General features: G+C 70.6%; 28 protein-coding genes. 13 read left to right on the forward strand and 15 right to left on the reverse strand.

The window, feature by feature from the left end; translation table 11 throughout:
- The first annotated feature begins 1 nt into the window (after position 1).
- Positions 2-526 (forward strand): class F sortase, encoded by a 525-nt coding sequence (locus IEY88_RS01830; protein ID WP_189152780.1) that lies wholly within the window; start codon positions 2-4, stop codon positions 524-526.
- Here IEY88_RS01830 and IEY88_RS01835 read toward each other — a convergent pair.
- The 7 genes from IEY88_RS01835 to IEY88_RS01865 form a co-directional block, all read right to left on the reverse strand.
- Complete coding sequence (locus IEY88_RS01835) at positions 498-1,130, reverse strand: ABC transporter ATP-binding protein (protein WP_229693002.1); 633 nt, start codon at positions 1,128-1,130, stop codon at positions 498-500. The two genes, IEY88_RS01830 and IEY88_RS01835, sit on opposite strands and share 29 nt — an antisense overlap.
- On the reverse strand, positions 1,112-2,014 hold the full coding sequence (locus tag IEY88_RS01840) for an ABC transporter ATP-binding protein (protein ID WP_229693003.1): 903 nt from the start codon (positions 2,012-2,014) through the stop codon (positions 1,112-1,114). The genes IEY88_RS01835 and IEY88_RS01840 overlap by 19 nt, the downstream gene beginning before the upstream one ends.
- Positions 2,008-2,892 carry an ABC transporter permease gene (locus tag IEY88_RS01845; protein WP_189152782.1) on the reverse strand — a complete coding sequence of 295 codons (885 nt, stop codon included), beginning with the start codon at positions 2,890-2,892 and terminating at the stop codon, positions 2,008-2,010. The genes IEY88_RS01840 and IEY88_RS01845 overlap by 7 nt, the downstream gene beginning before the upstream one ends.
- Entirely contained in the window at positions 2,885-3,913 is a 1,029-nt protein-coding gene (locus IEY88_RS01850) for an ABC transporter permease (RefSeq protein WP_229693004.1), read from the reverse strand. The genes IEY88_RS01845 and IEY88_RS01850 overlap by 8 nt, the downstream gene beginning before the upstream one ends.
- Positions 3,880-5,451 (reverse strand): ABC transporter substrate-binding protein, encoded by a 1,572-nt coding sequence (locus IEY88_RS01855; RefSeq protein WP_189152783.1) that lies wholly within the window; start codon positions 5,449-5,451, stop codon positions 3,880-3,882. The genes IEY88_RS01850 and IEY88_RS01855 overlap by 34 nt, the downstream gene beginning before the upstream one ends.
- Before the next feature lie 292 nt (positions 5,452-5,743).
- Complete coding sequence (locus tag IEY88_RS01860; RefSeq protein WP_189152784.1) at positions 5,744-7,447, reverse strand: IlvD/Edd family dehydratase; 1,704 nt, start codon at positions 7,445-7,447, stop codon at positions 5,744-5,746.
- A gap of 162 nt (positions 7,448-7,609) precedes the next feature.
- Positions 7,610-8,005 (reverse strand): MerR family transcriptional regulator, encoded by a 396-nt coding sequence (locus tag IEY88_RS01865; protein WP_189152785.1) that lies wholly within the window; start codon positions 8,003-8,005, stop codon positions 7,610-7,612.
- 107 nt (positions 8,006-8,112) lie between these two features.
- Between IEY88_RS01865 and IEY88_RS01870 the strand changes: the two genes are divergently transcribed.
- The 4 genes from IEY88_RS01870 (at position 8,113) to IEY88_RS01885 (ending at position 11,846) form a co-directional block, all read left to right on the forward strand.
- Positions 8,113-9,372 carry a hemolysin family protein gene (locus IEY88_RS01870; protein WP_229693005.1) on the forward strand — a complete coding sequence of 420 codons (1,260 nt, stop codon included), beginning with the start codon at positions 8,113-8,115 and terminating at the stop codon, positions 9,370-9,372.
- Positions 9,369-10,403: a hemolysin family protein gene (locus tag IEY88_RS01875; RefSeq protein WP_189152787.1), complete on the forward strand. Its 1,035-nt coding sequence runs from the start codon at positions 9,369-9,371 to the stop codon at positions 10,401-10,403. Before IEY88_RS01870 ends, IEY88_RS01875 begins: the two co-directional genes overlap by 4 nt.
- Positions 10,404-10,431: 28 nt before the next feature.
- Positions 10,432-11,367 carry a sporulation protein gene (locus IEY88_RS01880; RefSeq protein ID WP_189152788.1) on the forward strand — a complete coding sequence of 312 codons (936 nt, stop codon included), beginning with the start codon at positions 10,432-10,434 and terminating at the stop codon, positions 11,365-11,367.
- Positions 11,368-11,501: 134 nt separating this feature from the next.
- Positions 11,502-11,846, forward strand: coding sequence for a DUF6292 family protein (locus IEY88_RS01885; RefSeq protein ID WP_189152789.1), 345 nt, complete (start codon positions 11,502-11,504; stop codon positions 11,844-11,846).
- 70 nt (positions 11,847-11,916) lie between these two features.
- On the opposite strand, the gene IEY88_RS01890 is transcribed toward IEY88_RS01885, so the two are convergent.
- Both IEY88_RS01890 and IEY88_RS01895 read right to left on the reverse strand, forming a co-directional pair.
- Entirely contained in the window at positions 11,917-14,073 is a 2,157-nt protein-coding gene (locus tag IEY88_RS01890; RefSeq protein WP_189152790.1) for an MMPL family transporter, read from the reverse strand.
- Positions 14,074-14,078: 5 nt separating this feature from the next.
- Complete coding sequence (locus IEY88_RS01895) at positions 14,079-14,630, reverse strand: TetR/AcrR family transcriptional regulator (protein WP_189152791.1); 552 nt, start codon at positions 14,628-14,630, stop codon at positions 14,079-14,081.
- A gap of 272 nt (positions 14,631-14,902) precedes the next feature.
- Between IEY88_RS01895 and IEY88_RS01900 the strand changes: the two genes are divergently transcribed.
- A complete protein-coding gene (locus IEY88_RS01900; RefSeq protein ID WP_189152792.1) occupies positions 14,903-15,193 on the forward strand; it encodes a DUF1905 domain-containing protein in 291 nt (96 codons plus the stop codon).
- Here the strand turns inward: IEY88_RS01900 and IEY88_RS01905 are convergent.
- Both IEY88_RS01905 and IEY88_RS01910 read right to left on the reverse strand, forming a co-directional pair.
- Complete coding sequence (locus IEY88_RS01905; RefSeq protein ID WP_229693006.1) at positions 15,190-16,323, reverse strand: endonuclease/exonuclease/phosphatase family protein; 1,134 nt, start codon at positions 16,321-16,323, stop codon at positions 15,190-15,192. The two genes, IEY88_RS01900 and IEY88_RS01905, sit on opposite strands and share 4 nt — an antisense overlap.
- A 144-nt stretch (positions 16,324-16,467) precedes the next feature.
- Positions 16,468-18,432, reverse strand: a complete 1,965-nt coding sequence (locus IEY88_RS01910) for an MDR family MFS transporter (RefSeq protein WP_189153493.1) — start codon at positions 18,430-18,432, stop codon at positions 16,468-16,470.
- A 131-nt stretch (positions 18,433-18,563) separates the two neighbouring features.
- On the opposite strand from IEY88_RS01910, the gene IEY88_RS01915 reads away from it, so the two are divergent.
- The 3 genes from IEY88_RS01915 to IEY88_RS01925 are packed head-to-tail and all read left to right on the forward strand — an operon-like array spanning position 18,564 to position 20,894.
- Positions 18,564-18,896: a putative quinol monooxygenase gene (locus tag IEY88_RS01915; protein ID WP_189152793.1), complete on the forward strand. Its 333-nt coding sequence runs from the start codon at positions 18,564-18,566 to the stop codon at positions 18,894-18,896.
- A 52-nt stretch (positions 18,897-18,948) separates the two neighbouring features.
- On the forward strand, positions 18,949-19,227 hold the full coding sequence (locus tag IEY88_RS01920) for a hypothetical protein (protein ID WP_189152794.1): 279 nt from the start codon (positions 18,949-18,951) through the stop codon (positions 19,225-19,227).
- Positions 19,224-20,894: a GMC family oxidoreductase gene (locus IEY88_RS01925; protein WP_189152795.1), complete on the forward strand. Its 1,671-nt coding sequence runs from the start codon at positions 19,224-19,226 to the stop codon at positions 20,892-20,894. Before IEY88_RS01920 ends, IEY88_RS01925 begins: the two co-directional genes overlap by 4 nt.
- 29 nt (positions 20,895-20,923) lie before the next feature.
- Here the strand turns inward: IEY88_RS01925 and IEY88_RS01930 are convergent, their stop codons facing one another.
- On the reverse strand, positions 20,924-21,349 hold the full coding sequence (locus IEY88_RS01930; RefSeq protein ID WP_189152796.1) for a hypothetical protein: 426 nt from the start codon (positions 21,347-21,349) through the stop codon (positions 20,924-20,926).
- A gap of 95 nt (positions 21,350-21,444) precedes the next feature.
- On the opposite strand from IEY88_RS01930, the gene IEY88_RS01935 reads away from it, so the two are divergent.
- Positions 21,445-21,819 carry a YciI family protein gene (locus IEY88_RS01935; protein WP_189152797.1) on the forward strand — a complete coding sequence of 125 codons (375 nt, stop codon included), beginning with the start codon at positions 21,445-21,447 and terminating at the stop codon, positions 21,817-21,819.
- On the opposite strand, the gene IEY88_RS01940 is transcribed toward IEY88_RS01935, so the two are convergent.
- Together IEY88_RS01940 and IEY88_RS01945 are read right to left on the reverse strand one after the other, a co-directional pair.
- A complete protein-coding gene (locus tag IEY88_RS01940; RefSeq protein ID WP_189152798.1) occupies positions 21,804-22,334 on the reverse strand; it encodes a hypothetical protein in 531 nt (176 codons plus the stop codon). The genes IEY88_RS01935 and IEY88_RS01940 overlap by 16 nt on opposite strands.
- Positions 22,324-23,841 carry an FAD-dependent monooxygenase gene (locus tag IEY88_RS01945; protein ID WP_189152799.1) on the reverse strand — a complete coding sequence of 506 codons (1,518 nt, stop codon included), beginning with the start codon at positions 23,839-23,841 and terminating at the stop codon, positions 22,324-22,326. Before IEY88_RS01945 ends, IEY88_RS01940 begins: the two co-directional genes overlap by 11 nt.
- 54 nt (positions 23,842-23,895) lie before the next feature.
- Here IEY88_RS01945 and IEY88_RS01950 point away from each other — a divergent pair, with 54 nt between their 5' ends.
- Genes IEY88_RS01950 through IEY88_RS01960 form a run of 3 tightly spaced genes read left to right on the forward strand, consistent with a single transcriptional unit; the run spans position 23,896 to position 26,347 of the window.
- On the forward strand, positions 23,896-24,882 hold the full coding sequence (locus IEY88_RS01950; RefSeq protein WP_189152800.1) for an ABC transporter substrate-binding protein: 987 nt from the start codon (positions 23,896-23,898) through the stop codon (positions 24,880-24,882).
- Entirely contained in the window at positions 24,879-25,601 is a 723-nt protein-coding gene (locus IEY88_RS01955) for an ABC transporter ATP-binding protein (protein WP_189152801.1), read from the forward strand. Before IEY88_RS01950 ends, IEY88_RS01955 begins: the two co-directional genes overlap by 4 nt.
- Positions 25,598-26,347 carry an ABC transporter permease gene (locus tag IEY88_RS01960; RefSeq protein WP_189152802.1) on the forward strand — a complete coding sequence of 250 codons (750 nt, stop codon included), beginning with the start codon at positions 25,598-25,600 and terminating at the stop codon, positions 26,345-26,347. Before IEY88_RS01955 ends, IEY88_RS01960 begins: the two co-directional genes overlap by 4 nt.
- Here the strand turns inward: IEY88_RS01960 and IEY88_RS01965 are convergent.
- A complete protein-coding gene (locus IEY88_RS01965) occupies positions 26,344-26,997 on the reverse strand; it encodes a TetR/AcrR family transcriptional regulator (protein WP_189152803.1) in 654 nt (217 codons plus the stop codon). The genes IEY88_RS01960 and IEY88_RS01965 overlap by 4 nt on opposite strands.
- Positions 26,998-26,999: the final 2 nt, after the last annotated feature.

The raw sequence follows: 26,999 nt of genomic DNA on the forward strand, positions 1-26,999 counted from the left end.
CATGGCCAAGGGCAAGCTGCTGATGGGGGTGGCGGTCCTCGTCACGCTGATCTACGTGGTCAAGGGGCCCGGCGCGGACGAGGCGCCGGAGCCGGTGACGGTGCTGATCCCGTCGATCGGCGTCGACACCACGCTCGAAGCGCTGAAGGTCGACTCGGCCGGGGCGCTCGAACCGCCGACGCGTTCGGACAAGGCCGGGTGGTACGCCAAGGGGGTCGCGCCGGGGGACGCCGGTCCGGCCGTGATCGCCGGGCACGTCGACTCGAAGACCGGGCCCGGCGTGTTCTTCCGGCTGCCCGAGCTGCGGCCCGGCGCCGAGGTGCTGGTCGAGCGCGAGGACGGCAGCAAGCTGACGTTCGTCGTGAACAGCACCCGGACGACGGAGAAGTCCGCGTTTCCGACGGCCCTGGTCTACGGGCCGACGCCGCTGTCCGAGCTGCGGCTCGTGACGTGCGGCGGCGGCTTCGACCGGGTCGCGGGCAGCTACGAGAACAACGTCATCGTGGAAGCGGTGCTGAAAGTCTGACGGTCTCGTCCGCCCATCGCCCCAGCAGCGTGGCGTCGTGCGAGATCGCGAGCACCCCCGCACCGGATTCCTGCTGGTAGGCCCGGATCACGCCGACCAGCGCCGCCGTCGTCGAGGCGTCGAGCATCGTCGTCATCTCGTCGCAGATCAGGTAGCGCGGGTTCAACGCCAGCGCGCGGGCGAGGCAGGCGCGCTGCAACTGGCCGTCGCTGACCTCGTGCGGACGGCGGCCCAGCAGGTCGCCGGTGAGCATCACCTTCTCGGCGAGCTCGTCGACGCGGTCCGCACCCGGCTCGGCGATCGCCTGGCGGAGGGTGAACCGCGGGTCGACCGACAGCCTGGGCTGCTGGAACAGCACGCCGATCTTCGTGCGCTGCCTCGCCTTGAACCGGTACCCGGTGACCGTCTCGCCGTCGATCTCCACGGTGCCGGCGAACGGCTTGTGCAGCAACGCGAGTACACGGGCCACAGTGGACTTGCCGGACCCACTCGGCCCCGCGAGCCCGACGGTCTGTCCGGGGTGGACGGTGAGGCTGACGTCGGTGATCACCGGCTCGCGGTACCCGGCGGTGATGCCGAGCCCGGTCAGCACGGGCGGTGGCACGCGACGGCGTGCGGGTCGTCGGTGAGCACGGGACGGTCCTCGCAGATCTCGGTGGCCTGCTCGCAGCGCGGGGCGAACGCGCAGCCCGCGGGCAGGTCGGTGAGCAGGGGAGGCTGGCCGGGGATCGGGAGGAAGTCCCGTTCCGGCAGCGCGTTGGCGAGGCCTCGGGCGTAGGGGTGCTTCGAGTTGTCCAGCACCTCGTGCGCCGGGCCGACCTCCACGATCCGGCCCGCGTACATCACCGCGATCCGGTCGGCGACCTTGTGCGCCGCCGCCAGGTCGTGCGTGATCAGCAGGACGGCGTGCCCGTCGTCGACCAGCCTGCGGAACTCGTCCAGCAGCCCGTCGACGAGGTCGCGGTCGAGGCCCGTGGTCGGTTCGTCGGCGATCAGCAGCGGAGGGTTGCCGACGAGCGCCAACGCGTTCGCGACGCGCTGGGCCATGCCGCCGGAGAGCTCGTGCGGGTAGCGGTCGAGGTGTTCGGGCAGCAGCCCGGCCCGTTCGGCTGCCTTCTCCGCGTCGCCGCCGAGGACGCGCGCGGCCTCTTCGAGCTGGGAACGGGCGGTGCGGACGGGTGTGAGGTGGCTCGCCGGGCTCTGCGGGATGAGGCCGATCCGGCGGCCGCGGACGGTGGTGGCGAGCTCGTGGTCGCTCGCCGCGAGCAGGTCCACGTCCCCGAGCCGGGCACTGCCGCTCGTCTCCGCGTTGCCCGGCAGGAAGCCGAGCAACGCCGACGCCAGCACGGTCTTGCCGCAGCCGCTCTCGCCGACCAGCGCCACGCACTCGCCGGGCCGCAGCGTCAGCGACACGTCGTTCACCGCCTCGACGGTCGCGCCCTTGAGCGCGAACCGCACCGACACGCGGTCGATCTCCAGGTTCACCACGTCAGCTCCGTGCGCCGCTTGGGGTTCAGCCGATCCCGCCACACGCCGCTGATCCCGGACACCGCCAGCGTCGTGATGATCAGCAGCAGTCCGGGGGCCAGCGACATCCACCAGCCGCCGATCAGCAACGACCGCTGGGCGTCGTTGATCATGTTGCCGATGCTGGCGGCGTGCGGCGGCAACCCGAGGCCCAGGAACGACAACGCCGTCTCGTGCCACACCGCGTGCGGCACCATCAGCGTGGTCGCGAGCAGGACCTGCGGGGCGACGTTCGGCAGCAGGTGCCGGGTCAGCACCTGGAACCTGGACGCCCCGCCGACGATCGCCGCGTCGATGAACGGCCTGGTGCGCAGCGACAGCACCTCCGAGCGCACGATCCTGGCGGCGGTCAGCCAGTGCGTCAGGGCGATCGAGATGATCACGGCGCTCAGGCTCGGCCGCAGGATCGCGACGATCACGATGCCCAGCAACAGGTGCGGCACCGACGCGATCGCGTCGACCACGCGCATCACGATCCGGTCGAACCAGCCGCCGATCGACCCGGCCAGCGCGCCCACCGCCGTGCCGGCGATCGCCGAGATCACGGCGGCCACCACACCGACGGTCAGCGACACCCGCAGCGCGTAGACGCAGCGCAGCAACACGTCGCGGCCCAGTTCGTCCGTGCCGAACAGGTGCGCGGCGGACGGCGGCTGGTTCGCGATCGCGAGGTCGACGTACTGCTCGTTGAGCTCCACGAACAGCGGCACGACCAGGACGGTGACCGCGACGAGGCCGAGGATGAGCGCGGACGGCAGGAGCCGCCACTTCGGCGAGCGCGGCGGCGACGCGGCGGTGAGGCGGCTGCGCGGGGCAGGACGCCAGAGCAGGTCAGCCATCGAGAGCCACCCTCGGGTCGGCCAGCGCGTACAGGACGTCGGCCAGCAGGTTGCCCAGCAACACCACGCCCGTCGCCATCACGGTCAGCGCGCCCAGCAACGCGAAGTCGACGTTCAGCGCCGCCTCCACCGTCGCCCGCGCGATGCCCGGCCACGAGAACACCGTCTCCACCAGCAACGCCCCGGTGATCAGCTCGGGCAGCCGGGCCCCGAGGAGGGTCAGGAACGGCAGCAGCGAGGTGCGCAGCGCGTGCCCCGACACCACCAGGTGGTCCGGCAGCCCGCGCGCCCGCGCACCGATCACGTGGTCCTGCGTGAACGACTCCAGGAGGTTCTGCCGCACGAACAACACGAACCAGGGCGCCTGCGAGATCGCCAGCACCGCCACCGGCAGCACCATGTGCACCGCGACCCCGCCGACGGACACCGGGTCGGAGCCCGTGGTGACACCGCCGCCGGGAAGCCATTGCAGCTGCAGCGCGAAGACGTACAGCACCGCGAGCCCGAGCCAGAACACCGGCGCCGCCTCCAGCGCGTAGCAACTGCCGGTGATCGACCGGTCGAGCCACGACCCCTGCCGCCACGCGGCGAGCGTGCCCAGTAGCAGCCCGAGCACCAGCGCCAGCGTGAAACCGACCGACACCAGCAGCACCGTCCACCCGAGACGGTCGCCGATCACGGCGGACACGGGTTGCTGCAACGACAGCGAGTCGCCGAGATCGCCGGTGACCGCGTGCCGCAGCCACGCCCAGTACTGCGAGACGACGGGTTCGTCGACGCCCCAGTTCGCGCGCAGCTGCGCCACGCGTTCCGGTGAGGCGCCGATGATCCGGACGCCGAAGTAGCGCTCGACCGGGTCGAACGGCGAGGCCTTGGCCAGCACGAACAGCGCGAAGCTGACCACGAGCAGCACCGGGACCGCGAAGGCCAGGCGCCGCAGGGCGAACAGGCCGATCGACCGGCCCGTGCCGCGGGTGCGGGTCCGCGTCACGACTTCGGCGTCCAGCGTTCGAGGTTCCACCACACCGCGTGCACGAGGCCGTGGTCGTGCGGCTCGACCTGGGTCTCCTGGCCGTTCCACTTGTCGCGCAGGACGTAGGTGTGGTCGAGGAACACCAGGAACGCCCAGCCCGGGTCGGCCGCGTACGCCTTCTGGAACTCGTCGTAGGCCTTCTTGCGCGCGGCCGGGTCGAGGCTGCGGCGCGCGGTGTCGAGAGCGGTGTCCACAGTGGAGTTCTTGTACAACGTCATGTTGACGTACCCGTCCTGGCCCGCGTACCGCGAGTGCAGCAACGTGTACGCGGCCGTGTCCGGATCGTACGGGTCGCCGCCACCCCACACCGCCGCCGCTTCCTTGCGGCGCTGCAGCATGATCTCGAACGTCGTCGCCTCGACGGGCGCGTCGATGCCGAGCTTCGCGATGTCGGACGCGGTGGCGAGGGCGAGTTCCTTGCGCAGCACGTCCGGCGCGGGGTAGAGCACCGGCAGCTTCGCGGGCTGGCCGTCCTTCGCGCGCTTGCCGTCGGCGCCCTTGCGCCAGCCGGCCTCGTCGAGCAGCTTCTCGGCCTCGGCGACGTCGTAACGGAACGAGGAACCCTCGTCGTACCAGTCCTTCAGGTACGGCGAGATCGGCGTGGACGCGGGTTTGCCGGAGCCGGCCAGCACGGCGTCGATCATGGCCTGGCGGTTGATGCCGAGGTTGATCGCGCGCCGGACCTGCGGCGACGACGTGAACGGCAGCTCGGACGGGATGCCGAGACCGCGGTAGTCCGCCGACGGGTTCCGCACGATCTTGTAGCCGGACTTGTCGCGGTAGGTCTGGGCGAGCTTGGGGGGCAGCACCGTGCCGTCGAACTCGCCGGCGGCCATGCGGGTCGCGCGGGCGTTGTCGTCGGGTACGAAGACCACGGTCACGGACTTGACCGCGGGCGCGCCGCCCCAGTACTTCTCGTTGGCCTTCAACACCATCCGGTCGCCCTTGCGCCACGACTCGACCGTGTACGGGCCGGTGCCGACCGGGGCGGTGTTGAACGCCGCGCTGTTGAGGTCCTGGCCGGTCAGCTTCGCGGCGGGCACGATGCCGAGCGCGAGTTGCTGCGCGAACGGCGCGTAGGCGTGGGAAAGCGTGAACTCGACCGTGGCCGGGTCCTTCGCCACCACGTCGGTCAGCGCGTCGAACCGGGAGGCGATCGTGGAGTTCACCTTCTTGTCCAGCACGGACTTGTAGGTGAAGACGACGTCGTCAGCGGTCAGGGGAGTGCCGTCGGAGAACGTGATGTCCTTGCGCAGCTTGGCGGTCCACGTCAGGCCGTCCGCCGTGGCGGTCGGCAGTTCCGCGGCCAGCGCCGGCTTCAGGGCCAGCGACGCGTCCCGCGCCACGAGTCCGTCGAAGATCTTCGCCGCGCCGTCGGGCGCGTACCCGAGCACGGGGTTGAGGTTCTCCGGCTCGCTGCCCGCCCCGATGACGATGGACGTCGCCGATGCCGTCGTCGAGCCGTCGGGTGAGGAGCACGAGGCCACCAATGCCGCTGCCACCAGCGCGAAAACAGTCCGGCGCATCCATTTCCTCCCCGGAGGTCCGTGTTGCCGGGTGCAGCTAACAGCAAGGAACTTGCAATAGGCAATACCTTGCATGACTGCACACAGTTCACGGACGTGCCAGCATCAGCGGCATGACCAACGGAGTGCACACCCACGAGCACAGCCACGGTGACACGACTCATACGCATCCCCACGGGGATCACGCGCACGACCACGTCGAGCACGAGCACACCCATACGCACGACGGTGAGACGCACTCACACACGCACGTGCATGACGCAGGTCACGTGGAAGAGCACTCGCACGCCCACTAGTGCGATTCGCGGGTGACCTCGCTGCCGCTGGAGCCGACCAGGAAGTCCAGGTCGGCTCCGGTGTCGGCCCCCAGGACGTGGTCGACGTAGAGCCGTTCCCAGCCGCGCTTCGGTGCCGCGAACGCCTCGGTCGTCGCGGCAGTCGGCGTGCGGGACAGGAAATCCGGTGCCTCGACGTCGATGCGGCGGTTCTCCACGTCCAGCACGATGACGTCGCCGGTGCGCACCAGGCCGAGCGGCCCACCTGCTGCCGCCTCCGGTGCCACGTGCAGGACGACCGTGCCGTACGCGGTGCCGCTCATGCGCCCGTCGCAGATCCGGACCATGTCGCGCACGCCCTGTTCCAGCAGCTTCTTCGGCAACGGCATGTTCGACACCTCCGGCATGCCGGGATAGCCGCGCGGGCCGCAGCCGCGCAGCACCAGCACGGAGTCGGCGTCCACGTCGAGGGCGGGATCGTCGACGCGGGCGTGGAAGTCCTCGATGCTGTCGAACACCACGGCCCTGCCGCGGTGCTGCAACAGGTGAGCCGACGCGGCCGCCGGTTTGATCAAAGCCCCTGATGGCGCCAAGTTGCCGCGCAGCACCGCGATCCCGCCTTCCGAGATGATCGGCTCCGCCCGGCCCCGGATCACCTCGGGGTCCCAGATCGGCGCGTCGCCGAGGTGGTCGACGAGCGGGCGGCCGGTGACGGTGAGCCCGGCGGGGTCGAGCAGGTCGCGCACTTCCCGCAGCACGGCCAGGAGCCCGCCGGCGCGGTGGAAGTCCTCCATCAGGAACCGGCCTGCGGGCTGCAGGTCCACCAGCAGCGGCACGCCGGAGCCGATGCGGTCGAAGTCGTCCAGCGTCAGGTCGACGCCGAGCCGCCCGGCGATCGCGAGCAGGTGCACCACGGCGTTGGTCGAACCGCCGATCGCGGCCAGCGCCACGATCGCGTTGTGGAACGACGCCTTCGACAGGAATGTGCTGGGCCTGCGGTCCTTCTCGACCAGCTCGACGATGAGCCTGCCGGTGCCGTGTGACGCCTCCAGGAGCCTGCTGTCCGGCGCCGGGGTGCCCGCCACACCGGGGACGACGGTGCCGAGCGCCTCGGCGACCAAGGCCATCGTCGACGCGGTGCCCATCGTGTTGCAGTGGCCACGGCTGCGGATCATCGCCGACTCGGAGCGCAGGAACGCTTCCTGTGACAACGTGCCCGCGCGCACCTCTTCCGACAGCCGCCACACGTCCGTGCCGCAGCCCAGGGGAACACCGCGGAACGTGCCGGTCAGCATCGGCCCGCCCGGCACCACGACCGCCGGGATGTCGACGGACGCGGCGGCCATCAGCAGCGCCGGGATCGTCTTGTCGCACCCGCCCAGCAGCACCACGCCGTCGACGGGGTTGGCGCGCAGCATCTCCTCGGCGGCCATCGCGGCCATGTTGCGCCAGAGCATCGCGGTCGGGCGGACGTTGGTCTCGCCCAGCGACACCACGGGCAGGTTGAGCGGGATGCCGCCCGCCTCGTACACGCCGTTCGACACGGACTTCGCGACCTCGTCGAGGTGCGCGTTGCACGGCGTGAGGTCGGACGCGCTGTTGGCGATGGCGATCTGCGGTCGGGAGAAGGCGTCGTCCGGCGTGCCGCGCCGCATCCAGGCGCGGTGGATGTAGGCGTTGCGGTCCTGACCTGCGTACCAGTGCGCGCTGCGGAGGGTCACCCTCCTGTCGTACGGGCCGGGGTGGCGGCGCGCAACCCCCGGGGCGGTCTGCCCGCGCGAGCGAGCACCCACTTGACCTGGCCGGGGACCGGATCCCGCAGCACCGCGGCCACGGAGCCGGTCGGCCGCAGGACCCACACCTCGTTCGAGGCGGTGCAGGGGCTACATCGGCAGGTCGGGAGGCAGCTGCAGCGCGATGGTGATCAGCGAGTGAACCCTGTTCGCGATCACCGTCAGCAGCCCGTGCATCTCCGGGGACGCGGCGTCGGCGGCCTCCTGGAGCGTGCGCAGGTCCATGTCGATCTGGCCGAGCACGGCCGCGGTGTCGGCGGGGCCGGCCGTGAACGCGCGGGCGATGTCCTCCAGGGGAAGACCGTGGACCTCCAGGCGTTGTACGAGGTGGATGCGCTCCACGTCGTCGCCGCGGTAGAGGCGGTAGTTGCTCGCGGTGCGCTGGGCGGGGCTGATCAGGCCCAGCGTCGTGTAGTAGTCGACGGTGCGGATGCTCACCCCGGCGCGGGCGGCGAGCTCGCCGATCTTGAGCAGTGCTTCCGGCAAAGCGATGACCTCCCGTCCCCGAAACCATACAGTGCTACGTGCTACTGTTGGTACATGTCTGATGAAGCCGACATAGACGGCTGCAGTACTGGGCCGGGTGCGTCTTGTTGATCGCGTCCGGCTTGCTCGCCATCGTGGCCCTCACCGCGGCCACGGGGTATTTCGTCGCTCAAGAGTTCGCGTACATGGCGGTCGACCGCGGTCGCCTGCAGCAGCTGGCCGAAGGCGGCTCCAAGGCCGCCGAGCGTGCCTACCGCGTGACGCAGAGGCTCTCCTTCATGCTGTCCGGTGCCCAGTTCGGCATCACGGTGACGGCGCTGCTCGTGGGGTACGTGGCCGAGCCGCTGCTCGGCACCGGCCTGGGCGTGCCCGGCTCCATGGTGATCGCGCTGACCTTCGCCACCGTCGTGCAGATGGTGCTCGGTGAGCTGCTGCCGAAGAACCTCGCGATCGCGCGGCCCGAACAGCTGGCGCTCGCCCTGAGCTCCTCGACGCTCGTCTACCTCAAGATCGCCGGACCGGTGATCAGGTTGTTCGACGCGGCCGCGAACCGGTTGCTGCGCGCGGTGGGCATCGAGCCCGTCGAGGAGCTGCCGCAGGGCGCGACGCCGGAGGACTTCAGGCAGATCGTGGAGGACGCGGGGGAGCAGGGCCACCTGGACCCCGAGCTGACGCGCCTGCTGGACCACGGCATCGGCTTCCGCGAGCTCGTCGCCGAACAGGCGATGACTCCTCGCGTGAACGTCCACACCGTGCGGTTCGACGAACCGGCCGCGCGCGTGGTCTCGTTGCTGGACACCGGGAACTCGCGTTTCCCGGTGGTCGGCGAGGACCTGGACGACCTGCGTGGCGTCGTCGGCCTGGCCGAGGTGCTGACGCTGGCCCCGGAGGACCGTTCCTCGGTGGCCATCGAGAAGATCGCCTCGCCCGCGCTCGTGGTCCCGGCGACACTGCCGTTGCCCGCCGTGCTGGAGAGGCTGCGGACCGAACGCCGCCAGCTCGCCTGCGTGGTCGACGAGTTCGGCGGGTTCGCCGGCGTGGTCTCGCTGGAGGACCTGGCCGAGGAGCTCGTCGGCGACATCCACGACGAGGACGACCTGGTCGAGGAGACGATCGCGTCCCTCGGGGAGCACCGCTGGCAGGTGCCCGGCCGGATGCGGCTCGACGAGGTCGAGGACGTGACCGGCGTCGAGCTTCCCGAGGACGACGCCTACGACACCGTGTCGGGCCTGGTGCTGCACCAGCTCGGCCGCGTGCCGGAGGTCGGCGACGAGATCGTGCTCGACGGCGTGACGCTGCTGGTGACGGCGGTGGCGCGCAACGTGCCGGAATCCGTCGAGATCACCGTGCTGGAGGCGGCCCGATGACGAGCATCGCCATTTCCGTCGTCCTGCTGGCGTTGAACGCCTTCTTCGTGGCCGCCGAGTTCGCGTTGATCGCGTCGAAGCGGCACCGGCTCGAGCAGGCCGCCGAGACCTCCCGCGCGGCGCGTGCCGCCGTGGCGGGTGTGCGTGAGCTGTCGCTGATGCTCGCGGGCGCCCAGCTCGGCATCACGCTGTGCACCCTGGGCCTGGGCGCGCTGGCCAAACCGGCCGTCGCGGACCTGCTCGAACCGGCGCTGCGCCTGACCGGCCTGCCGGAGGCGTTCGCCTACGGCATCGCGTTCACGATCAGCCTGGTGCTGGTGGTGTTCCTGCACATGGTCGTCGGCGAGATGGCGCCGAAGTCGTGGGCCATCGCGCACCCCGAGCGGTCCGCGCTGATCCTGGCGCTGCCGTTCCGCGCGTTCGCCCGCTCGGTCCGCTGGATCCTCAGTGGACTGAACGCGGTGTCGAACGCCCTGCTGCGCCTGATGAAGGTCGAGCCGCAGGACGAGCTGGCGCAGGCGCACCGGCCGGACGACCTGCGGATGCTGCTGCGCCAGTCCGCGGAGCACGGCCTCATCCCCGAGGCCCAGCAACGGATGCTGACGAGGATGCTGCAGGTCCAGCGCACCACCGTGAGCGAGGTCATGATCCCGATCGCGGAGGCGTCGTCGGTCACCGAGCACACCACCGCGCGGGCGATCGAGCGGCGCAGCCTCCAGTGTGGACGGTCGCGGTTCCCGGTCACCGACCTGCGCGGCGACCACGTCGGCCTCGTGCACATCCGCGAGGCCATGCGCGCCACGGCCCGCGGTGAGGACCCGACCGCCCGCGAGCTGATGGGCCCGGTGCTGACGCTGCCGGCGTCGATGCCGGTCGCCCAGGCCGTGACCGAGATGCGCGGCGCACGGGCGCAGCTCGCGCTGGTCCAGGACGGCGCGACCGTCGGTATCGCGGCACTGGAAGACCTCCTCGAGGAGCTGATCGGCGACTTCGAGGATGAAACCGACACCCGTCCGGTCAGCGTCCGCTGACCGGGGTTTCCCAGGGAGGAAACACACCATGTTCAAGCGGATGCTCAGCGCCTTCGGCGTCGGTGGCCCGTCGGTCGACACCGTGCTGGACTCGCCGCACGCCTCGCCCGGCCAGGTCGTCACCGGGCAGGTGCGCATCCAGGGTGGCAGCGCGGACGCCGAGATCGGCCAGGTCGTGCTGTCGCTCGTCACCCGCGTCGAGGTCGAGCACGGGGACCACGAGTACGGCGGCGTGTCGGAGTTCCTGCGGGTCGTCGTGCAGCAGGGCGTGCGGGTCGGGGCCGGTCAGCTGGTCGCGATCCCGTTCCAGCTGCCGATCCCGTGGGAGACCCCGATCACCGCGGTCGGCGGCGGGCAGCTGCCCGGCATGACCGTGGGCGTGCGGACCGAGCTCGTGATCGCGGGCGCGCCGGACAAGGGCGACCTCGACCCCGTGCTGGTCCACCCGCTGCCGTCGCAGGACGCGGTGCTGAACGCGTTCGGACAGCTCGGTTTCTCGTTCCGCAGCGCGGACGTCGAGGCCGGTCGTCTGCACGGCGTGCCGCAGGAGCTCGGTTTCTACCAGGAGATCGAGTTCTTCCCGCCGGCCCAGTTCGCGGGCGCGGTGAGCCAGGTCGAGCTGACGTTCGTGGCGACGCCGCACGAGCTGTTCGTGATCTTGGAGGCGGACAAGCGCGGCGGGATGTTCTCGTCGGGTGGTGACGCGTTCGGCCACTTCCGGCTGTCGCACCAGGAGGCGCAGTCGGCCGACTGGGCGTCGTCCGTCAACGGATGGCTGGCTCAGGTGGCGCAGCGCGGTGGTGGCGGCATGTTCGGTCAGCAGCACGGTCACCACGGCGGCCACCACGGACGCGGCGGCATGGGCATGGGCACGGTCGTCGCGGCCGGCGCCGCCGGTGTCGTCGGCGGCATGGTGGTCGGCGAGATGATGGACGACGCGTTCGAGGACTTCGGCGGCGAGTAGGGATTCGCCGGGGTGCAGCCGCACGGCACGTCCGTGAGGAGCGCCTGAGGTTTGCCGCCCGTCCACCGGGGTAACCGCGCCGCAGCGTCAAGCAGTCGGCGTTGTTGCCCCGGTGGACGAAGGGTGGTGACGGCGTGGTTCCCCAGGAGCTGGACTACGCGTTGAGGGTGACGCGGGAGCTCGGTCTGAGCGGCGAGTCCTCCTGCATCGATCGGGAGAAGCCGCTGCGCGTGTACATCGCGGTGGACGGCAGGCTCACCGATCATCCCGATCACGACGTCGCTCTGCTGTGGACCGAGCGCAACGGGTGGTCGATCGCCGTCGAGGACGGCGCCGAGCTGACCGTCGTCGCGCACCTGGGCGGGGCTGTCGAACCGCCGCCCCGCACGGTCGCCCGGTGGGTGCGGCGTCAGTTCGCCGCCGGCGGCAGCGCGTCCGAGACCGTGAACTCGGTGTCGCACACCGGACAGGTCGCCTGACCGAGCCTCCCCGAGAGCCGGAAGGTCCGTCATGCCCGTGATCACGGGCATGACGGACCTGTCTCCGCGATCAGCCGACCGCGACGGGCTCCGGCTTGTCCTTCTTCTCGATCTCGTCGAGCGCGGTGCCCTCGACGTCGAGCTCCGGCAGGCAGCGCAGGAACTTCGGCAGCCACCAGGCCCGCTCACCGAGCAGGGCGAGCGCTGCGGGCACGAGCACCATGCGGACCACGAACGCGTCCACGAAGATGCCGACCGCGAGGGCGAAGGCGATCGACTTCACGGTCGCCTCGCCCGCGGGGACGAAGCCCGCGAACACCGAGAACATGATCAGCGCGGCGGCCACGACGACCGGGGCCGCCTGGCGGAAGCCCGTGGTGATGGCCTCGATCGGCCTGGCACCGCGGTGGTGCGCCTCGTGCATCCGGGACACCAGGAAGATCTGGTAGTCCATGGCGAGTCCGAACAGGATGCCGATCACCAGGATCGGCGTGAGGCTGATCAGCGGGCCGGTGCTCTCCAGGTTGACGGCGCCCGACAGCCAGCCCCACTGGAACACCGCGACGGTGGCGCCGAGCGACGCGCCGATGGTCAGCAGGAAGCCGAGCACACCGACCAGCGGCACGAGCAGCGAGCGGAACACCAGGATCAGCAGCACGAGCGCGAGGCCGACGACGACCGCGAGGTAGATCGGCAGGGCCTCGTCCAGGGACGTGGCCACGTCGACGCTCACCGCGGTGGCGCCGGTGACGTACGCCTTGCCACCCTCCACTCCGGACAGTTCGGCGCGCAGGTCGGCGACGAGCTTCTCGGTCTCCACGGTGTCCGGGCCGGACTTCGGGATCACGGTGACGAGCGCGGACCTGCCGTCCTGGCTCGGCTGGGCCGGCGTCACCAGGGCGACGTCGGACAGCTTCGTGATCGGCTCGGACGCCTTGGTGGCGATCGCGGCGGCACCCTCGCCCTCGAACAGGACGATGATCGGGCCGTTGAAGCCCTCACCGAAGCCCTGGGCGAGGATCTGGTCGGCACGCTCCTGCGTCGAGTTCGCCGGCGGCTTCTGGATCAGCGTGGTGTCCATGGACGCCACCGGGATCGCGACGATGCCGAGCGCGACGACCGAGAACAGCAGCGCGACGACGCGGTTGCGGGTGATCGCACCGGCCCAGCCGCGGATGACACCGCGGTCCTTGGGTTCGGAGGCTTCGGCGGCGCGTTCCTTGCGGGTCAGCACGCGGCGGCCGAGCATGCTCAGCACCGCGGGCACCAGCGTGATGGCGATCAGGACCGCGACGACGATCGTGGCGGCGGCCGAGACACCCATCTGCGTGAGGAACGGGATGCCCGCGATCGCGAGGCCCACCAGCGCGATCACCACGGTCAGGCCGGCGGTGACGACCGCGGAACCCGCGGTGCCGACGGCGGTCGCGACGGCGTGGCCGACGTCCGAGCCGCGGCGCAGTTCCTGGCGGTAGCGGTTGATGATGAACAACGCGTAGTCGATGCCGACCGCGAGTCCCAGCATCGAGGCGAGGATCGGCGTGGTCGACTGCAGGTCCATGAAACCGGAGGCGATCGTGATGCCGAGCGCGCCGATGCCGACACCGATGGCCGCGGTGAGCAGGTTCATGCCCGCCGTCACGAGCGAGCCGTAGGTCAGCGCGAGCACGACCAGCGCCAGCACGACACCGATGGCCTCGGTGGCGCCGCCGATGTGCGGGACGTCCTGCATCGCGGTGCCGCTGACCTCGACGGTCAGTCCGGCCGCGCGGGCCTTGTCGACGGCCTTGGTCAGCTCGGCGCGCTGCTCGGCGGTGACCTCACCGGGCTTCACGTCGTAGGTGACGGTGCTGTAGCCGACGTTGACGTCGCGGTTGACGCTCGGCGCCGCCGGGTCGAGCGGGTTCGTCGCCGACCGCACGCCCTGGAGCGCGGACTCGTCGGCCACGAGCTCGGTGATCGTCTTGACGTGCTGCGGCAGCTTCTCGCCGGCCGGAGCCTGCACGACGACCCTGGCGGTCGCGGTCTCGCCGGAGCCGAACGTCTTCTGGATGCGCTCGAGCGCGGTCGTCGACTCCTGCCCGGGGATGGACATCGAGTTCGACGTCTCACCGCCGAGCGTGAACGCGCCGGCACCGGCACCGATCAGCACGAGCAGCCAGATCAGGACGACGGGAAGGCGGCGCCGGTGGGTGCCCATTCCCAGTCTGTAGAGCAGTTTCGCCATGATGATCAGGCCTCCTGGTGCCCGAGTGCGTCGTAACAGGTAGCGAGGATCAAGGGGCGCCACGTCGTCTTGTCACCCTGCTGGTTGGCCAGAAGGGTGAGCACGGCCATGGCGCTCAGCGCGCCGACGATCCGGATCGCGCGCGGCATTTCGGTGACCGGGTCGATGACGAACATCTCGTTGAGGAGCAGCTCGTCCTGCGCCTGCTGCGGGTCCTCACCCGGCGCCGTCATCGACCGGAACAGCAGCGCGACGATGCCCGGCCGGTCGAGCGCGTAGTCGGTCAGCAGTTCGAGCGACCGCCGGTCCCGCTGCGGCCCGGCGGGCAGCGGCGAGACCAGTTCGAGGACGTGCCGGGTGATGACGTGGCTCTGTTCCCACGCCGCTTCGAAGAGGGCGTCCTTGCTCGGGAAGTGGTGCAGCAGACCGGCCTTGGACAGGCCGACGGCGTCCGCGAGCGACTTCAGCGAGGTCTGCTCGAAGCCGTGCCGCGCGAAGAGCGCGGCGGCGGCGTCGAGGATCCTCTCGTCGACCCCGGTCCTGGGCTGTCGTGGCATGCGGCCGACTTTACGGCGTTCACCGACCGATTCGGTAGGTTTACCGACCGAAATGGTCGGTGGTGTTCGTCACTCCAACGGGCGAACGCGTTGTCGCTGGCTGCGCTGCTCGGGTGGAGAACCGGCGCGCTCGGACGGCGCTTGTCCACGGTGAGGTGTCGTGACTCCCGGCTTGGGCTCCCCACGGCCTGGGCGAGCGGCTCGCGGCGGCGTTCGACACGCACTTCCGCATCCGCGCGCCCCTGCGAGCCGCCTGCTGTGAGAATGGCGCGATGTTCGTCTTCGACGCGGAACTCTGGATCTGGGACGCCCGCCGCACCGAGACCTGGACGTTCGTGACGCTGCCCGAGGACGTCTCGGACCAGATCCGCGACATCGCCACGCCCGGCCGCGGCTTCGGCGCGGTCAAGGTGCGCGCGGGAGTGGGCGCGAGCACGTGGTCGACGTCGGTGTTCCCGGACAAGCAGTCCGGTTGTTACGTGCTGCCCGTCAAAGCCGCCGTGCGCAAGAAGAACGACGTCGGTCCGGGTGACGTCGTCGAGGTGACGGTCGAGCTGGTCTAAAGCGTCCAGTCGATGTCGGCGTAGATCGCGGCGTGGTCGCTGGCCGCGTGCACCTCGTTCGTCATGGTTTCGTAGACGTCCCAACGGTTCTTCGTCCGCGGGCCGCGCCACACGCCCTTGCGGAAGACGCCGCCGCCCGTCGCCTTCGCGAACAGTTCCGGGGTGAGCAAGACGTAGTCGATCTTGCCCTTCTCGTTGACACCGCGGTAGGTGCCGAGCCGGTGGTCCCAGTCGAAGTTCTCGTGCTCGCTGATGTCCCGCAGGCCGGTGCGCTGGAAGAGCGGGCGGAGGCACTCGCTGTCCGCGGTGTCGTTGAGGTCGCCGACGACGGCGATGTGCTCGTGGCCCTCGTCGCGCAGCCGGTTCACGATGCGGGCGATGCGGACCGCCTGGCGGAACCGGCGGCGGGCGCCGATCGGGTCGCCGGGAGCGCCGTACCCCTTGGACTTCAGGTGGTTCACGAGCACGACGACCTCGGGGCCGGTGGGGGTGCGGACGTGGTACTCGGCGCAGTCGCGGGAGAACACGACACCCGAGCTGTCCTTCGCGTACACGTGCGTGCGGATCGTGATGACCTGGTGGTCGTCCCGCGTCAGCAGTCCGACGTTGATGCCGCGTTCGTCGTTGCCGTCGATGAGGTGGACCTCCTCGTACGGGGTCCAGCCGACGTGCTTGAGCATCGAGGCGGAGAACATGTGCAGCAGTTCGCGCGACTCGGCCTCGACCACGCCGAGCACGTGGGCGCCGACGTCGCGCATCACCTGTGCGGTGTGGCGCGTGGCGAGCTCGCTGATGGGTTCGGTGGTGAGCTCCACCCAGCCGACCCAGGACTCGCGACCGCTTGCCACGACTGAGGTTTCGCCCGTGCGGTGGCGCGCGAGGAACCGGCCGCGGATGCGCCGCAGGATCGCGTACTTGCTCCGGTCGCTCCTGAGCAACTCGAGCGTCGCCAGGTGTTCCTTGAGCTCTTCCTTGACTTCTGGCGTGTACGTCTCGGCGGCGATGAGTTCGTTGAAACGGGCGTGGGCGGCCAGGATCGGGGCCGCGTGCTTGGTGGCGTTGCGGCCCATGACCTTGGGGCGCTCGAACATGTTCTCCACGTTGAACGACCCGATTCGCGTGGTGCTCACGACTTCAGGGTCGCATGTGGAGGAACGTGTCCGCCCTGGTCCGCTCGGGTGATCTTCCGCTGCGCCGATGGTGGCGGCCGGAACGGTGGGGCCGGGCTTGGAGCAGGGCCGTGACACGCGGGCCGCGGCCCTGCTCACCCGGAGCTAGACGCGGCTCAGCTGCCGGCCGCTCTCGATCAGCTCGTCGGTGAACGAGTCGACCGCCCGCGCGAAGTCGCGCTGGTCCGGCTCGTGCCAGTCCTGCAGCTGGTCGAGCAGCCAGCGCCGCCACGCCCGCACGAGCTGGGTGAAGACCTCCGCGCCCTGGCCGGTGAACCGGTAGCCGTCGTCGCCGAACGCGAGGTGTCCCGACCGCACGAGGGCCTGCGCGGTCGGTTCGAAGATGCCGCCGGGCACCTTCGTCATCTCCGCGATCTCGGCGAGCGTGGCCACCCCGTCGTCCGTCGACGCCCGGTACACGCGGCCGAGCAGCCACGCCTGCTCCAGCGGCAGGTCTACGCCGGAACGCCGCAGCACGGCCAGGCCGGGGTCCTCGCCGGACCTCGCGACGACCGTCGAGACCAGCTTGCGCAGTTCGTCGTAGGAGTTCGACGGCGGCGCGGCGAAGCTCTCGCCCACGCCGCTGTTGCCGGCCGCGGCGGCACGGGACGTGTCGCGCAGCTGCACCTGCGGCAGGAAGAACGCGACGGCCAGCGCCACGAGCCCGATCGGCGCGGCGATCAGGAACATCGTCTGCACGGTCTCGGCGTACCCGGCGACGATCGGCGCCCTCAGCGCGTCGGGCAGCGCGTGGACGGCGGCGGGGCTCGCGATGGCACGCGGGTCGACACCGGGCGGGACCACCAGGTGCTTCGGCAGCTGGTTCGCGTAGATCGTGCCGAACATCGCGACGCCGAACGAGCTGCCCATCGTGCGCAGGAAGCTGATGCCGGACGTGGCGACGCCGAGGTCGGCGTAGTTCGTGGTGCTCTGCACGACGATCACCGGCACCTGCATCACCAGGCCGATGCCCGCGCCCAGCACCACCATGAACGCGCCCATCTCCCAGTAGCTGGTCGACGCGTCCAGCAGGGACAGCAGGAACAGGCCGACGGCGAGCCCGACCGAACCGACCAGCGGGAAGATCCGGTACTTCCCGGTGCGGCTGATCGTGTTGCCGGTGAGCAGCGCGGTGGCCATCAGCCCGGCGATCAGCGGCAGCATCCACAGCCCGGACGCCGTGGCCGACTCGCCGCGCACGTACTGCAGGTAGATCGGCAGGTACGTGATGCCGCCGAGCATCGCGAACCCGACGACGAAGCTCAGGATGCCCGACACCGTGAACACCCGGCTGCGGAACAACCTCATCGGCAGCATCGGCTCGGCCGCGCGCTGTTCCACCAGCACGAACGCGACCAGCAGCACGACCGAGCCGGCGGCCATCCCCAGGATCGTCGGCGACGTCCACGCGTACTCGGTGCCGCCCCAGCTCGTGACGAGCGTCAGCCCGGTCGCGGCCAGGGCGATCAGGGCGATGCCGGCGTAGTCGATCTTCGGACGGCCCTCGGTCCTGATGGTCGGCAGCGCGGCTATGGCCACCAGCACGACCGCGATACCCAGCGGGATGTTCACGTAGAACGCCCAGCGCCAGCTCAGGTGGTCGACGAACAGCCCGCCGAGCAACGGCCCGGCCACCGTCGCGACGCCGAACACCGCGCCCGCGAGGCCCTGGAACTTGCCGCGTTCCTTGAGCGGCACGACGTCCGCGATGATCGCCGTCGAGGTGACCATCAGCCCGCCCGCGCCCAGGCCCTGCACGGCGCGGAACGCGATGAGCATGCCCATCGACTCCGACCAGCCCGCGAAGAACGACCCGATCAGGAACAACGCGACGCTGACGAGGAAGGTCTTCTTGCGGCCGTAGAGGTCGCCGAACTTGCCGATCAGCACCGTCATGATCGTCTCGGCGAGCAGGTACGACGTCACCACCCACGACAGGTGCGCCCCGCCGCCCAGGTCGGCCACCATCGTGGGCAGCGCGGTGGACACGATGGTCTGGTCGAGGGCGGCCAGCAGCATGGCGAGGAGGACGGCCGCGACGACCAGGTTCCGCCTGCGGGTGTCGATCATCTCGGGCACTCGGGGATGATCGCGCAGGGTGGATCACCCCGCAGGGGGAGCAACTCGATGGGGTCAACGCCGCGCGGGCGAGGACGCGCCACACCACTAGGGTCGAGGGCGTTCAGCCGAAGGAGGCCGTCTTGATCTTCATCACCGCCAAGTTCCGCGTCCTGCCCGAGCACGCCGAGGCGTGGCCCGAGATCAGCAGGAGCTTCACCGAGGCCACCCGCGCCGAACCCGGCTGCCTGTGGTTCGACTGGTCGCGCAGCCTCGACGACGCGAACGAGTACGTGCTGGTCGAGGCGTTCCGCGACGGTGACGCCGGTGGGGCGCACGTCCAGTCCGACCACTTCAAGAACGCACAGAAGGAACTCCCGCGGTACCTCGCGGAGACTCCGCGCATCGTCAGCCAGTCCGTGGACCAGGACGACTGGTCGTCGCTCGGCGAGATGGAGGTTGCGCCACGCGGGTGAGCATTGCCCGGGTTGTTTGGCGCAACACGGTTCCTCCGCAGAGGATGGCCGGATGGACGCCTTCGTGGAGTTGTCCGCCGAGCTGACCGGGTTCTCGGCGGAGGAGCTGAGGTCGACCGGACTGGTCGAGCAGTACCGCGCGCTGGCCGACGGCGCGCCGGAGCACGAGATCATCCGGCTCTGGTACACCGGTGTCTGGCGCGGGGCGATCCCGGGCGAGCGCGCCTACGCCGAGGGCCTGGCGTGGAAGGCGGCCGGCGTCGCCGCGCCGGGCACGCGCGGCCCCGGGTTCGGCAGCTGGGAGCAGAGACCCCGAAGAAGCGCCCGGTGAGGGCCGTGGTCGTCGGCGCGGGGTTCGCCGGCTCGCTCGTCGCGAAAGTGCTGGGGGACAACGGGTTCCGCGTGCTCGTGCTGGAGGCGGGCACGGAGGTGAACCAGGACGCGGTCGGCCGGTACCGCATGGCGCTGGTCAAGTCGCCGCTCAAGCCCTACCGCAGGACCGCCGCCGCGCCGTCCAGCGACTACCTGATCAACACCGGGCCGTTCGACTACTCCAGCCCGTACCTGCGCATGAACGGCGGCACCGGCACCGCCTGGACCGGCATCACGCCCCGCATGCACCCCGACGACTTCCACGCCGCCGAGTTCGGGCGCGGCCGCGACTGGCCGCTGAGCTACGCCGAGCTGGAACCGCACTACCGCGCGGCGGAGTGGGAGATCGGGATCGCGGCCGACGCCGACGAGCAACGGCAGCACCTGCCCGTCGCGGACGGCTACCGCTATCCCATGCACGCCTTGCCCCGCACGTACCTCGACCACGCCGTCGCGTCCGTTGTGGACGGTGTCCGCGTCGACGGCAGGGAGCTGCTCGTCGTCGGCACACCGCAGGCGCGCAACGGGGTTCCCGTGGAGGGGTACCTGCCGGACGGGCACCGGTGCTCCGGCTTCGCCAGCTGCGTGCCGATCTGCCCGGAGAACGCCAAGTACACGCCGCACCGGACGCAGAAGCAGTGGTCCGCGAGCGTCGAACTGCGCACGCGCTGCGTGGTGAACCGGGTGCACGCCGATGAGTCCGGGCGCATCACCAAGGTCAGCTACCAGCGCTACGAGGACGACACGTCCGGCAGGCACACGCGGCACGCGGTGGAGGCCGACGTGGTCGTCCTGGCCGCGCACGCGATCGAGAACGCCAAGCTGCTGCTCATGTCCGGGCTCGCGAACAGCAGCGACCAGGTCGGCCGCAACCTGATGGACCACCCCGTCCTGCTGACGTGGGCGCTGATGCCGCAGGCGATCGGCCCGTTCCGCGGGCCCGGTTCGACGACGGGCATCGAGGCGTTCCGCAGCGGCCCCCAACGCGCCGTGCGGGCACCGTTCCGCATCGAGATCGGCAACTGGGGCTGGGGCTGGTCGGTCGGCAGCCCCGACTCCGACACCGCCGAGTTCGTGGCGGCGGGGCTGCGCGGCCAGGCGTTGCGGGAGGCGGTGGCGGACCGCGTGAGCCGGCAGTTCACGCTCCAGTTCGAGATCGAGCAGGAGGCCGACCCGGCGAACCGCGTGACGCTCGGAACCGACGTGGACCCGCTGGGCAACCCGCGCCCGTCGATCCACTACGGACTCTCGGACTACGTGAAGGACGGCCTGCTGGCCGCGAAACGGGTCTCGGACCGGATCTTCGAGCTGCTCGGCGCCGACGACTACACGTCGTACAAACCCGACGAGGAACGCTACTTCGAGCACGCCGGCGAACCGCTGCGGTACTGGGGCGCCGGGCACGGCGGCGGCACGCACGTCATGGGCACCTCACCGCGTGACTCCGTGGTCGACCAGTGGCAGCGCTGCTGGGACCACCCGAACCTGTACGCGGTGGGCTGCGGCAGCATGCCGTCGCTCGGCACGTCCAACCCGTCGCTGACGATGGCGGCGCTGGCCCTGCGCACCGCGGAGCACCTCACGCGTCGAGCTCGGCCCGTCGCAGCACCACCGGCGAGCGGGTGAAGGCCGATGACACGGCGCCGGCCAGGCGGTCACGCTGGGCGCCTCACCGCCGGGCTGCGCTGCGCCCGCTGCACCAGCAGGATCGCGGCGGTGACGGCGAGGACGACGACGCCGTTGCCGAACGCCCAGAGCACGGCGTGCCCGTGGACGACGTCGGGGGAGACGGCCGGGTCGCGGAACACCGGGTTGACCTGTGTGATCAGCAGGACTTTCATCGCGACCGAGAGCGCGAGGCAGCTCAGCGCCGGCCACGGGGCACGCGTGACCACGGCCAGCACCACGCCGAGCGGTCCCCACGGCAGGTAGTAGTAGATCGGGCTGCCCGCCGCGAACACGCCCACGAGCGAGCCCGGCCGCGGGTTCGCCAGCAGCTGCGGAATCCACACGATCTGCTCGTAGAGGTTGCCGAACAGCCACATGCTGAGCAGGGGCACGACCAGCCGCGAAAATCTCACCTCGCCATCATGGCGAAAATGTCGAAAGCTCCGTGACGTCGATCGACGCAGGGGTGGCGGCGATCAACGCCGCCAGCCGACACCGAGGAGAGAACATGCGGTTCATGCTCATGCACCGAGTCCGGGAGGACGACCCGGCCTCGTGGGAGCCGACCCCCGAGCTCATCGAGCGGATGAACGCGTTCGTCGAGAAGCTGGTGGCGGACGGCGTGATGCTCGGCGCCGAGGGCGTGCGGCAGCAGGGCGCGGTGGTGCGCAGGCGCGGGACGGCGACCAAGTCGACCGACGGGCCGTTCACCGAGGCCAAGGAGGTCGTCGGCGGCTTCCTGCTGATCAACGCGAAGGACCTCGCCGAGGCCACGGCGGTCGCCGAGGAGTACATCACCTGCTTCGCGGGCGTCGAGGAGATGTCGGTCGAGGTGCGGCAGGTCGCCGAGGCCGAGGACATCGAGCCCTATCTGGACAGGTAGGCCAGTTCGACGACGAACCACTCGCCGTCGAGCCGGCACGGACCCCCGGGGTGCGGCCGCACGTCCTCGCCGTCCAGCGCGACGAGCACGTGCGGCCCCTCCAGGTCCAGGGCCGCGTCGGCGACCGTGCGCACGGTGACGTCGTCCGGCCGGACGTCGAGGGGTTCCGGCGCGTTCTCGCCGAGGTCCTTCAGCTCCACCAGCCGGTTGCGGTAGGAGGTCGTGCCGATGTTCGTGAGCCGGTGCACCGGGGACACGGGCCGGTAGACGGAAGCACCGCGGTGCTCCGAGATGAACCGCGGCTCGCTGCCGTCGAGCCAGTCCATGCGCCCGTCCGAGCCGTCGATGCTCAGCACGACGTACGGGTTGTGGTGCAGGTGCCACGGGTGGGTCTCGCCTGGTTCGAGCGTCACCTCCCACACGCGGACCACCGGGTCGTCGTGCAGCACCCGCTGGCCGACGTCGACGAGCACGATCTCCTCGCCGGACGGCGAGAACACGACGTCACCCCGCAAGGTGCACCTCCTGCAGGTAGCGGTCTTGGACGGACTTCCAGGCCGTGGCGGTCCACGGTTCGATGTGGGCGATGTGCGCGTCTGGTCTCACCAGGACCACCGCATCACCAAGGCGTTCGCGCACGGTGTCGCCGGGATCGAAGTAGACGTGCGGGTCCAGCGCGTCCCACCGGCTCACGACCACCTGCCGCAGACCGGCCGGTCCGCCAGCGGGGATGTGCGGACGGCGCCGCGCGTCGGTGAGGTGGAGCGCCAGGAACGAGTCGCGGCACAGTTCGTGCAGGTGGACGGGCCCGCGCCGGCTGAACACCCGCAGGTCCGGGATCCGGTCGCCGACGCCCAGCGGGCCGGTGCGCGTCATCGACCAGTCCGCGCCCAGCCGCACGCCGAGCAACGTCCGCGTCATCGCGTCACGCCACCCGGCCACGGAGTCCGAGCGACGGTCCATCACGGCACGGGCCGCCTCCGCCATCGCGCCGGAACCGTGCACGGCCACCGGTTTCTGCTCGGCCTCGTAGCCGTCCAGGAGCTTCTCGCCGGCCCAGCCGCGGCGCACCCACGCGAGGCGCCACGGCAGGTTGGACGCGTCGAGCACGCCGGTGTTGAGGCCCAGCGCCCACATCGGCGTGATCAGGTGCGCCGCGTCGCCCATCAGGAACACTCTGCGATCGCGCCACTCCGTCGCCACGCGGTGGTGCACGGTGTAGACGTTGCCGCCCAGCACTTCGAGGGAGTCGACCTCGCCGATGAAGTGCCGCGCCTTGTTGCGCAGTTCGTCCGGGGTGGGTGCGTCCCGGCCCGGCGCCAGCGGGAACACGAACCGCCAGCAGTGCGGCTGCCGGACGAGGACCATCCACTCCTCGCGGTCGCCGAAGTAGGCCAGGTACGGGTAGTCGCGAGGATTGCGCACGTCGAGATCGCACACCAGGTCGACCAGCATGTACCGCTGTTCCAGCGTGTGCCCGGTGACCTCGACGCCGAGCCGGTCCCGCACGGTCGACCGGCCGCCGTCGCAGGCCAGCACGTGTGACGCCGCGAAGCTGACGATTCCGTCCGGTGTGGACAGTCGCAGCATGACGCCGTCCTCGTGCTGCGTGAAGTCCTCCAGCCGGTGCCGCATCCGCACCGTCCCGGGCGCACGCTCCTCCAGCACGTGAGCGAGGACGGGCTCCAACTCGTGCTGCGGGACGTTGACGACGAACGGGAACCGCGTCTCGCCGGCCAGCGCGGAGGTCAGCACGCTCCCGGTCGACGTCCCGGTCGCCCGGTCCACCTCGCCGATCTCGTCGAGCCGCAGCGACACCTCCAGCACCGGCCCCAGCGCGCCGTACCGGTCGAGGACCTCCAGCGTGCGCGTCAGGACCGTGCCCGCCTTGGTCTCGCTCGACAGGTCGTCACCCGCCTCGAAGACGACGACCGGGACACCGTGCGCCACCAGGCCCAGCGCGGTGATCAACCCGATCGGGCCCGCACCGATCACGGCCACCGGACTATCGGACGTGTTCATCGACCCTCCCCGCCCCCTATGTTCGAGCATGAGGGTGCCTTCGGGGGAGGGAACATGAGGAAAGCGTTTTCAGCCGTGCTCGCCGTCGTGCTGACCACGTCGGCCTGTGCGGCATCGCCGCAGTCCGCGGAGCTGACCGAGGTCGACTACCTGACGTCGTTCGGCACGTTCGGCCGCGACGCCTACGCGTACGTGGCCCAGGAGAAGGGGTTCTTCGAGCAGGCGGGCCTCGACGTGACGATCACGCCGGGCACCGGCAGCGTCGACGTCCTGAAGATGGTCGCGGCCGGCCGTGCCGACTTCGGCGTCGCCGACTTCACCGCCACCGCGATCACGATGGCCAAGGAGAAGCTGCCGGTCACCGTGGTCGCGGCGATCCAGCAGCGGTCGCTGGCCGCGATCGTCGCGCTGGAGGGTGGCGGGATCGGCAAGCCGGCGGACCTGGAGGGCAAGAAGATCGGTGACCAGCCCGGATCGACGAACCAGGTGATGTTCCCGGTCTACGCCAGGGCCGCGGGCATCGATCCGGCGAAGGTCCAGTTCGTGCCGTCCGCTCCACCCGCGTTGCCGCAGCTCCTGGCGGCGGGGCAGGTCGACGGGATCGGCCAGTTCGTCGTCGGCAAGCCGCTGATCGAGGCGGCGGCGAAGGGCAGAAAGGCCGTCGTGCTGCCGTACGGCGACCTGGTGCCGGACCTCTACGGCAACGCGCTCGTGGCGTCCAGCGAGATCGCCAAGGACAAGTCGGTGGCGCAGGGTTTCCTGGGCGCGTTGCTCAAAGGACTGGAGTACTCGATCGAGCACCCGGACGAGGTCGGGCCGATCCTGAAGAAGTACCAGCCGACGCAGGACGCGGCGGTGGCGAGCGCCGAGGTCGGGCTGATGGCGCCGTACGTGAAGCCGTCCGACTACAGCGGTCGCGTCGGCGGGATCACCGAGGCGCGGGTCGCGAAGATCGTCAGCACGCTCGTCGAAGCCGGTGCGGTTCCTGCGGGATCGTTGAGTCCCAACGACTTCGTGTCCTTCGGGGTCGCGCCGAAGTGATCAGGCTCAGCGGGGTCTCGCACTCCTTCGACGGCGTGCACGCGCTCGACGGCATCGACCTGGAGGTCGGCGAGCACGAGTTCGTCGCGGTGATCGGGCGGTCGGGCTGCGGCAAGTCGACGTTGCTGCGGCTCGTCGCCGGGCTGCTCACGCCGTCGCACGGCCGGATCCTGGTGGCCGGGTCGCCGGTCACCAGGCCGCGCCGGGACGTCTCGGTCATGTTCCAGCGACCCGCGCTGCTGCCGTGGCGGACGGTGCTGGCCAACGTCCTGCTGCCGATCGAGGTCTTCGGCCTGGGTGATCACCGGGAGCGCGCGCACGAACTGCTGGAACTGGCCGGGCTCGGCGGGTTCGAGCAACGGCGGCCGCACGAGCTGTCCGGCGGCATGCAGCAACGGGTGTCGCTGTGCCGGTCGCTGATCCAGAGCCCGCGGGTGATGCTGATGGACGAGCCATTCTCCGCGCTGGACGCGATCACCCGCACCGAGCTTTCCCTCGAACTGCAACGCGTCCAGCTCGCGCAGCCGCGCGCCGTAATGTTCGTGACGCACTCCATCGACGAGGCCGTGCTGCTCGCCGACCGGATCGTCGTGCTCAGCCCGCGGCCCGGCCGGATCCACCGGGTCGTCGAAGTCGGCCTGGCGCGCCCGCGTGCGCTGGGGCAGGTCGAGCTGGACGCGGTGAGCCGGGAGCTGCGCGGGCTGCTGGTGACCGCATGAGGGCCGTGCTGCCGGTGCTGGGGCTGCTGGGGATCATCGGCCTGTGGTGGCTCGCGACGATCGTGTTCGCGATCGAGCCGCTGCTGGTCCCGTCGCCCGCCGACGTCGTCGCGTCGTTCCTGGAGCTGCCCGGCTACCTGCTCGAACAGGCGCTGATCACGTTGTGGGAGGCCGTGTCCGGGTTCGGACTGTCCATCGTGATCGGTGTGCCGCTCGCGTTGCTGATCGTCGGGTCGAGCGTGCTGGAGCGGATGTTCTACCCGCTGCTGGTCGCGCTCAACGCCGTGCCGAAGGTCGCGATCGCGCCGATCGTGGTGGTGTGGTTCGGGTTCGGCATCTCGTCGAAGGTGCTCATGGTGGTGCTGGTGTGCATCTTCCCGATCGTCATCTCGACCGCGTCCGGCATGAGGTCGACACCGAGCGAGCTGGTCGAGCTGTTCCGGTCGCTGGACGCCACCCGCACGCACGAGTTCTTCAAGCTGCGCCTGTGGCACGCGTTGCCGCAGATCTTCGTCGGGCTGAAGGTGTCGATCACGCTGGCCGTCATCGGGGCGGTGATCGGCGAGTTCGTGGGCGCCGACGCCGGACTGGGCTACGTGATCACCGCGTCCGGCGGCAGCGCCGACACCTCGCTGGCGTTCGCGGCGATGGCGTTGCTCGCGATCATCAGCGTGACGCTGTTCTACCTGCTGACCTGGGCCGAGCGGAAGCTCGTGCCCTGGTCGGAGGAACATCGGGTGCTCTAGCGGGCCAGCCGGTCGAGCAACTCGCCGAGCAACGCACGTTCGCCCGGCGTGAGGTCCGCGGGATCGTCGGCGACCAGCGCGCGCAACGTGAGCGCCGCGCTCGCGCGGGTGGCGAGGCCGTCGGTGGACGTGGTGAGCACGCCGGCCAGCGCGGCGTCGCGGACGCGTTCCGACAGCGCGAAGTCCGGTTCCGGCTGCGAGATCAGGGTCAGCGTGACGCCGACGTTCGCGGCGAGCACCTGCTCGGCGGCGTCGTCCGCGGGCACCTTCAGCAGCCCCTTCGCGGCGGCCTCGGTGAAGCGATCCTTGAGTGCCGCGTGCGCGGGAGCCGTGACGGCACAGGGCTTTCCGGGCTCGGCGCGGCCGTAGAGCAGCCCGTAGAACGACGGGTGCTCCAGTCCGAACCGGACGTGCTTGTCCCAGCCCTCGCGCAGGTCGCCGAGCGGGTCGCCGGAGCTCTCGACCGCCGTGTACTGGGTGAAGCCGTGGTTCAGCACGGCGTCGATCAGGCCCTGCTTGCTGCCGAAGTGGTGGTACAGCGTCGGCGCCTGCACACCGGCGCGTTCGCACACCGCCCTCGTGGACACCGTGCCACCGCCGTCCAGCAACTCCGCCGCGGCGAGCAGGAGCCGATCCCGTGCGTTCTGCATGC

The organism is Lentzea pudingi, from assembly GCF_014646255.1.
Taxonomy (GTDB): Bacteria; Actinomycetota; Actinomycetes; order Mycobacteriales; family Pseudonocardiaceae; genus Lentzea; species Lentzea pudingi.

What these genes read in the sequence shown, in the direction of transcription:
- IEY88_RS01830 (WP_189152780.1), top strand. Translation starts at nt 2, where the DNA reads ATGGCCAAGGGCAAGCTGCTGATGGGGGTGGCGGTCCTCGTCACGCTG.
- IEY88_RS01845 (WP_189152782.1), bottom strand. Translation starts at nt 2,892, where the DNA reads ATGGCTGACCTGCTCTGGCGTCCTGCCCCGCGCAGCCGCCTCACCGCC.
- IEY88_RS01855 (WP_189152783.1), bottom strand. Translation starts at nt 5,451, where the DNA reads ATGCGCCGGACTGTTTTCGCGCTGGTGGCAGCGGCATTGGTGGCCTCG.
- IEY88_RS01875 (WP_189152787.1), top strand. Translation starts at nt 9,369, where the DNA reads ATGACGAGCATCGCCATTTCCGTCGTCCTGCTGGCGTTGAACGCCTTC.
- IEY88_RS01880 (WP_189152788.1), top strand. Translation starts at nt 10,432, where the DNA reads ATGTTCAAGCGGATGCTCAGCGCCTTCGGCGTCGGTGGCCCGTCGGTC.
- IEY88_RS01890 (WP_189152790.1), bottom strand. Translation starts at nt 14,073, where the DNA reads ATGGCGAAACTGCTCTACAGACTGGGAATGGGCACCCACCGGCGCCGC.
- IEY88_RS01895 (WP_189152791.1), bottom strand. Translation starts at nt 14,630, where the DNA reads ATGCCACGACAGCCCAGGACCGGGGTCGACGAGAGGATCCTCGACGCC.
- IEY88_RS01900 (WP_189152792.1), top strand. Translation starts at nt 14,903, where the DNA reads ATGTTCGTCTTCGACGCGGAACTCTGGATCTGGGACGCCCGCCGCACC.
- IEY88_RS01910 (WP_189153493.1), bottom strand. Translation starts at nt 18,432, where the DNA reads ATGATCGACACCCGCAGGCGGAACCTGGTCGTCGCGGCCGTCCTCCTC.
- IEY88_RS01920 (WP_189152794.1), top strand. Translation starts at nt 18,949, where the DNA reads ATGGACGCCTTCGTGGAGTTGTCCGCCGAGCTGACCGGGTTCTCGGCG.
- IEY88_RS01935 (WP_189152797.1), top strand. Translation starts at nt 21,445, where the DNA reads ATGCGGTTCATGCTCATGCACCGAGTCCGGGAGGACGACCCGGCCTCG.
- IEY88_RS01945 (WP_189152799.1), bottom strand. Translation starts at nt 23,841, where the DNA reads ATGAACACGTCCGATAGTCCGGTGGCCGTGATCGGTGCGGGCCCGATC.
- IEY88_RS01950 (WP_189152800.1), top strand. Translation starts at nt 23,896, where the DNA reads ATGAGGAAAGCGTTTTCAGCCGTGCTCGCCGTCGTGCTGACCACGTCG.
- IEY88_RS01960 (WP_189152802.1), top strand. Translation starts at nt 25,598, where the DNA reads ATGAGGGCCGTGCTGCCGGTGCTGGGGCTGCTGGGGATCATCGGCCTG.
- IEY88_RS01965 (WP_189152803.1), bottom strand. Translation starts at nt 26,997, where the DNA reads ATGCAGAACGCACGGGATCGGCTCCTGCTCGCCGCGGCGGAGTTGCTG.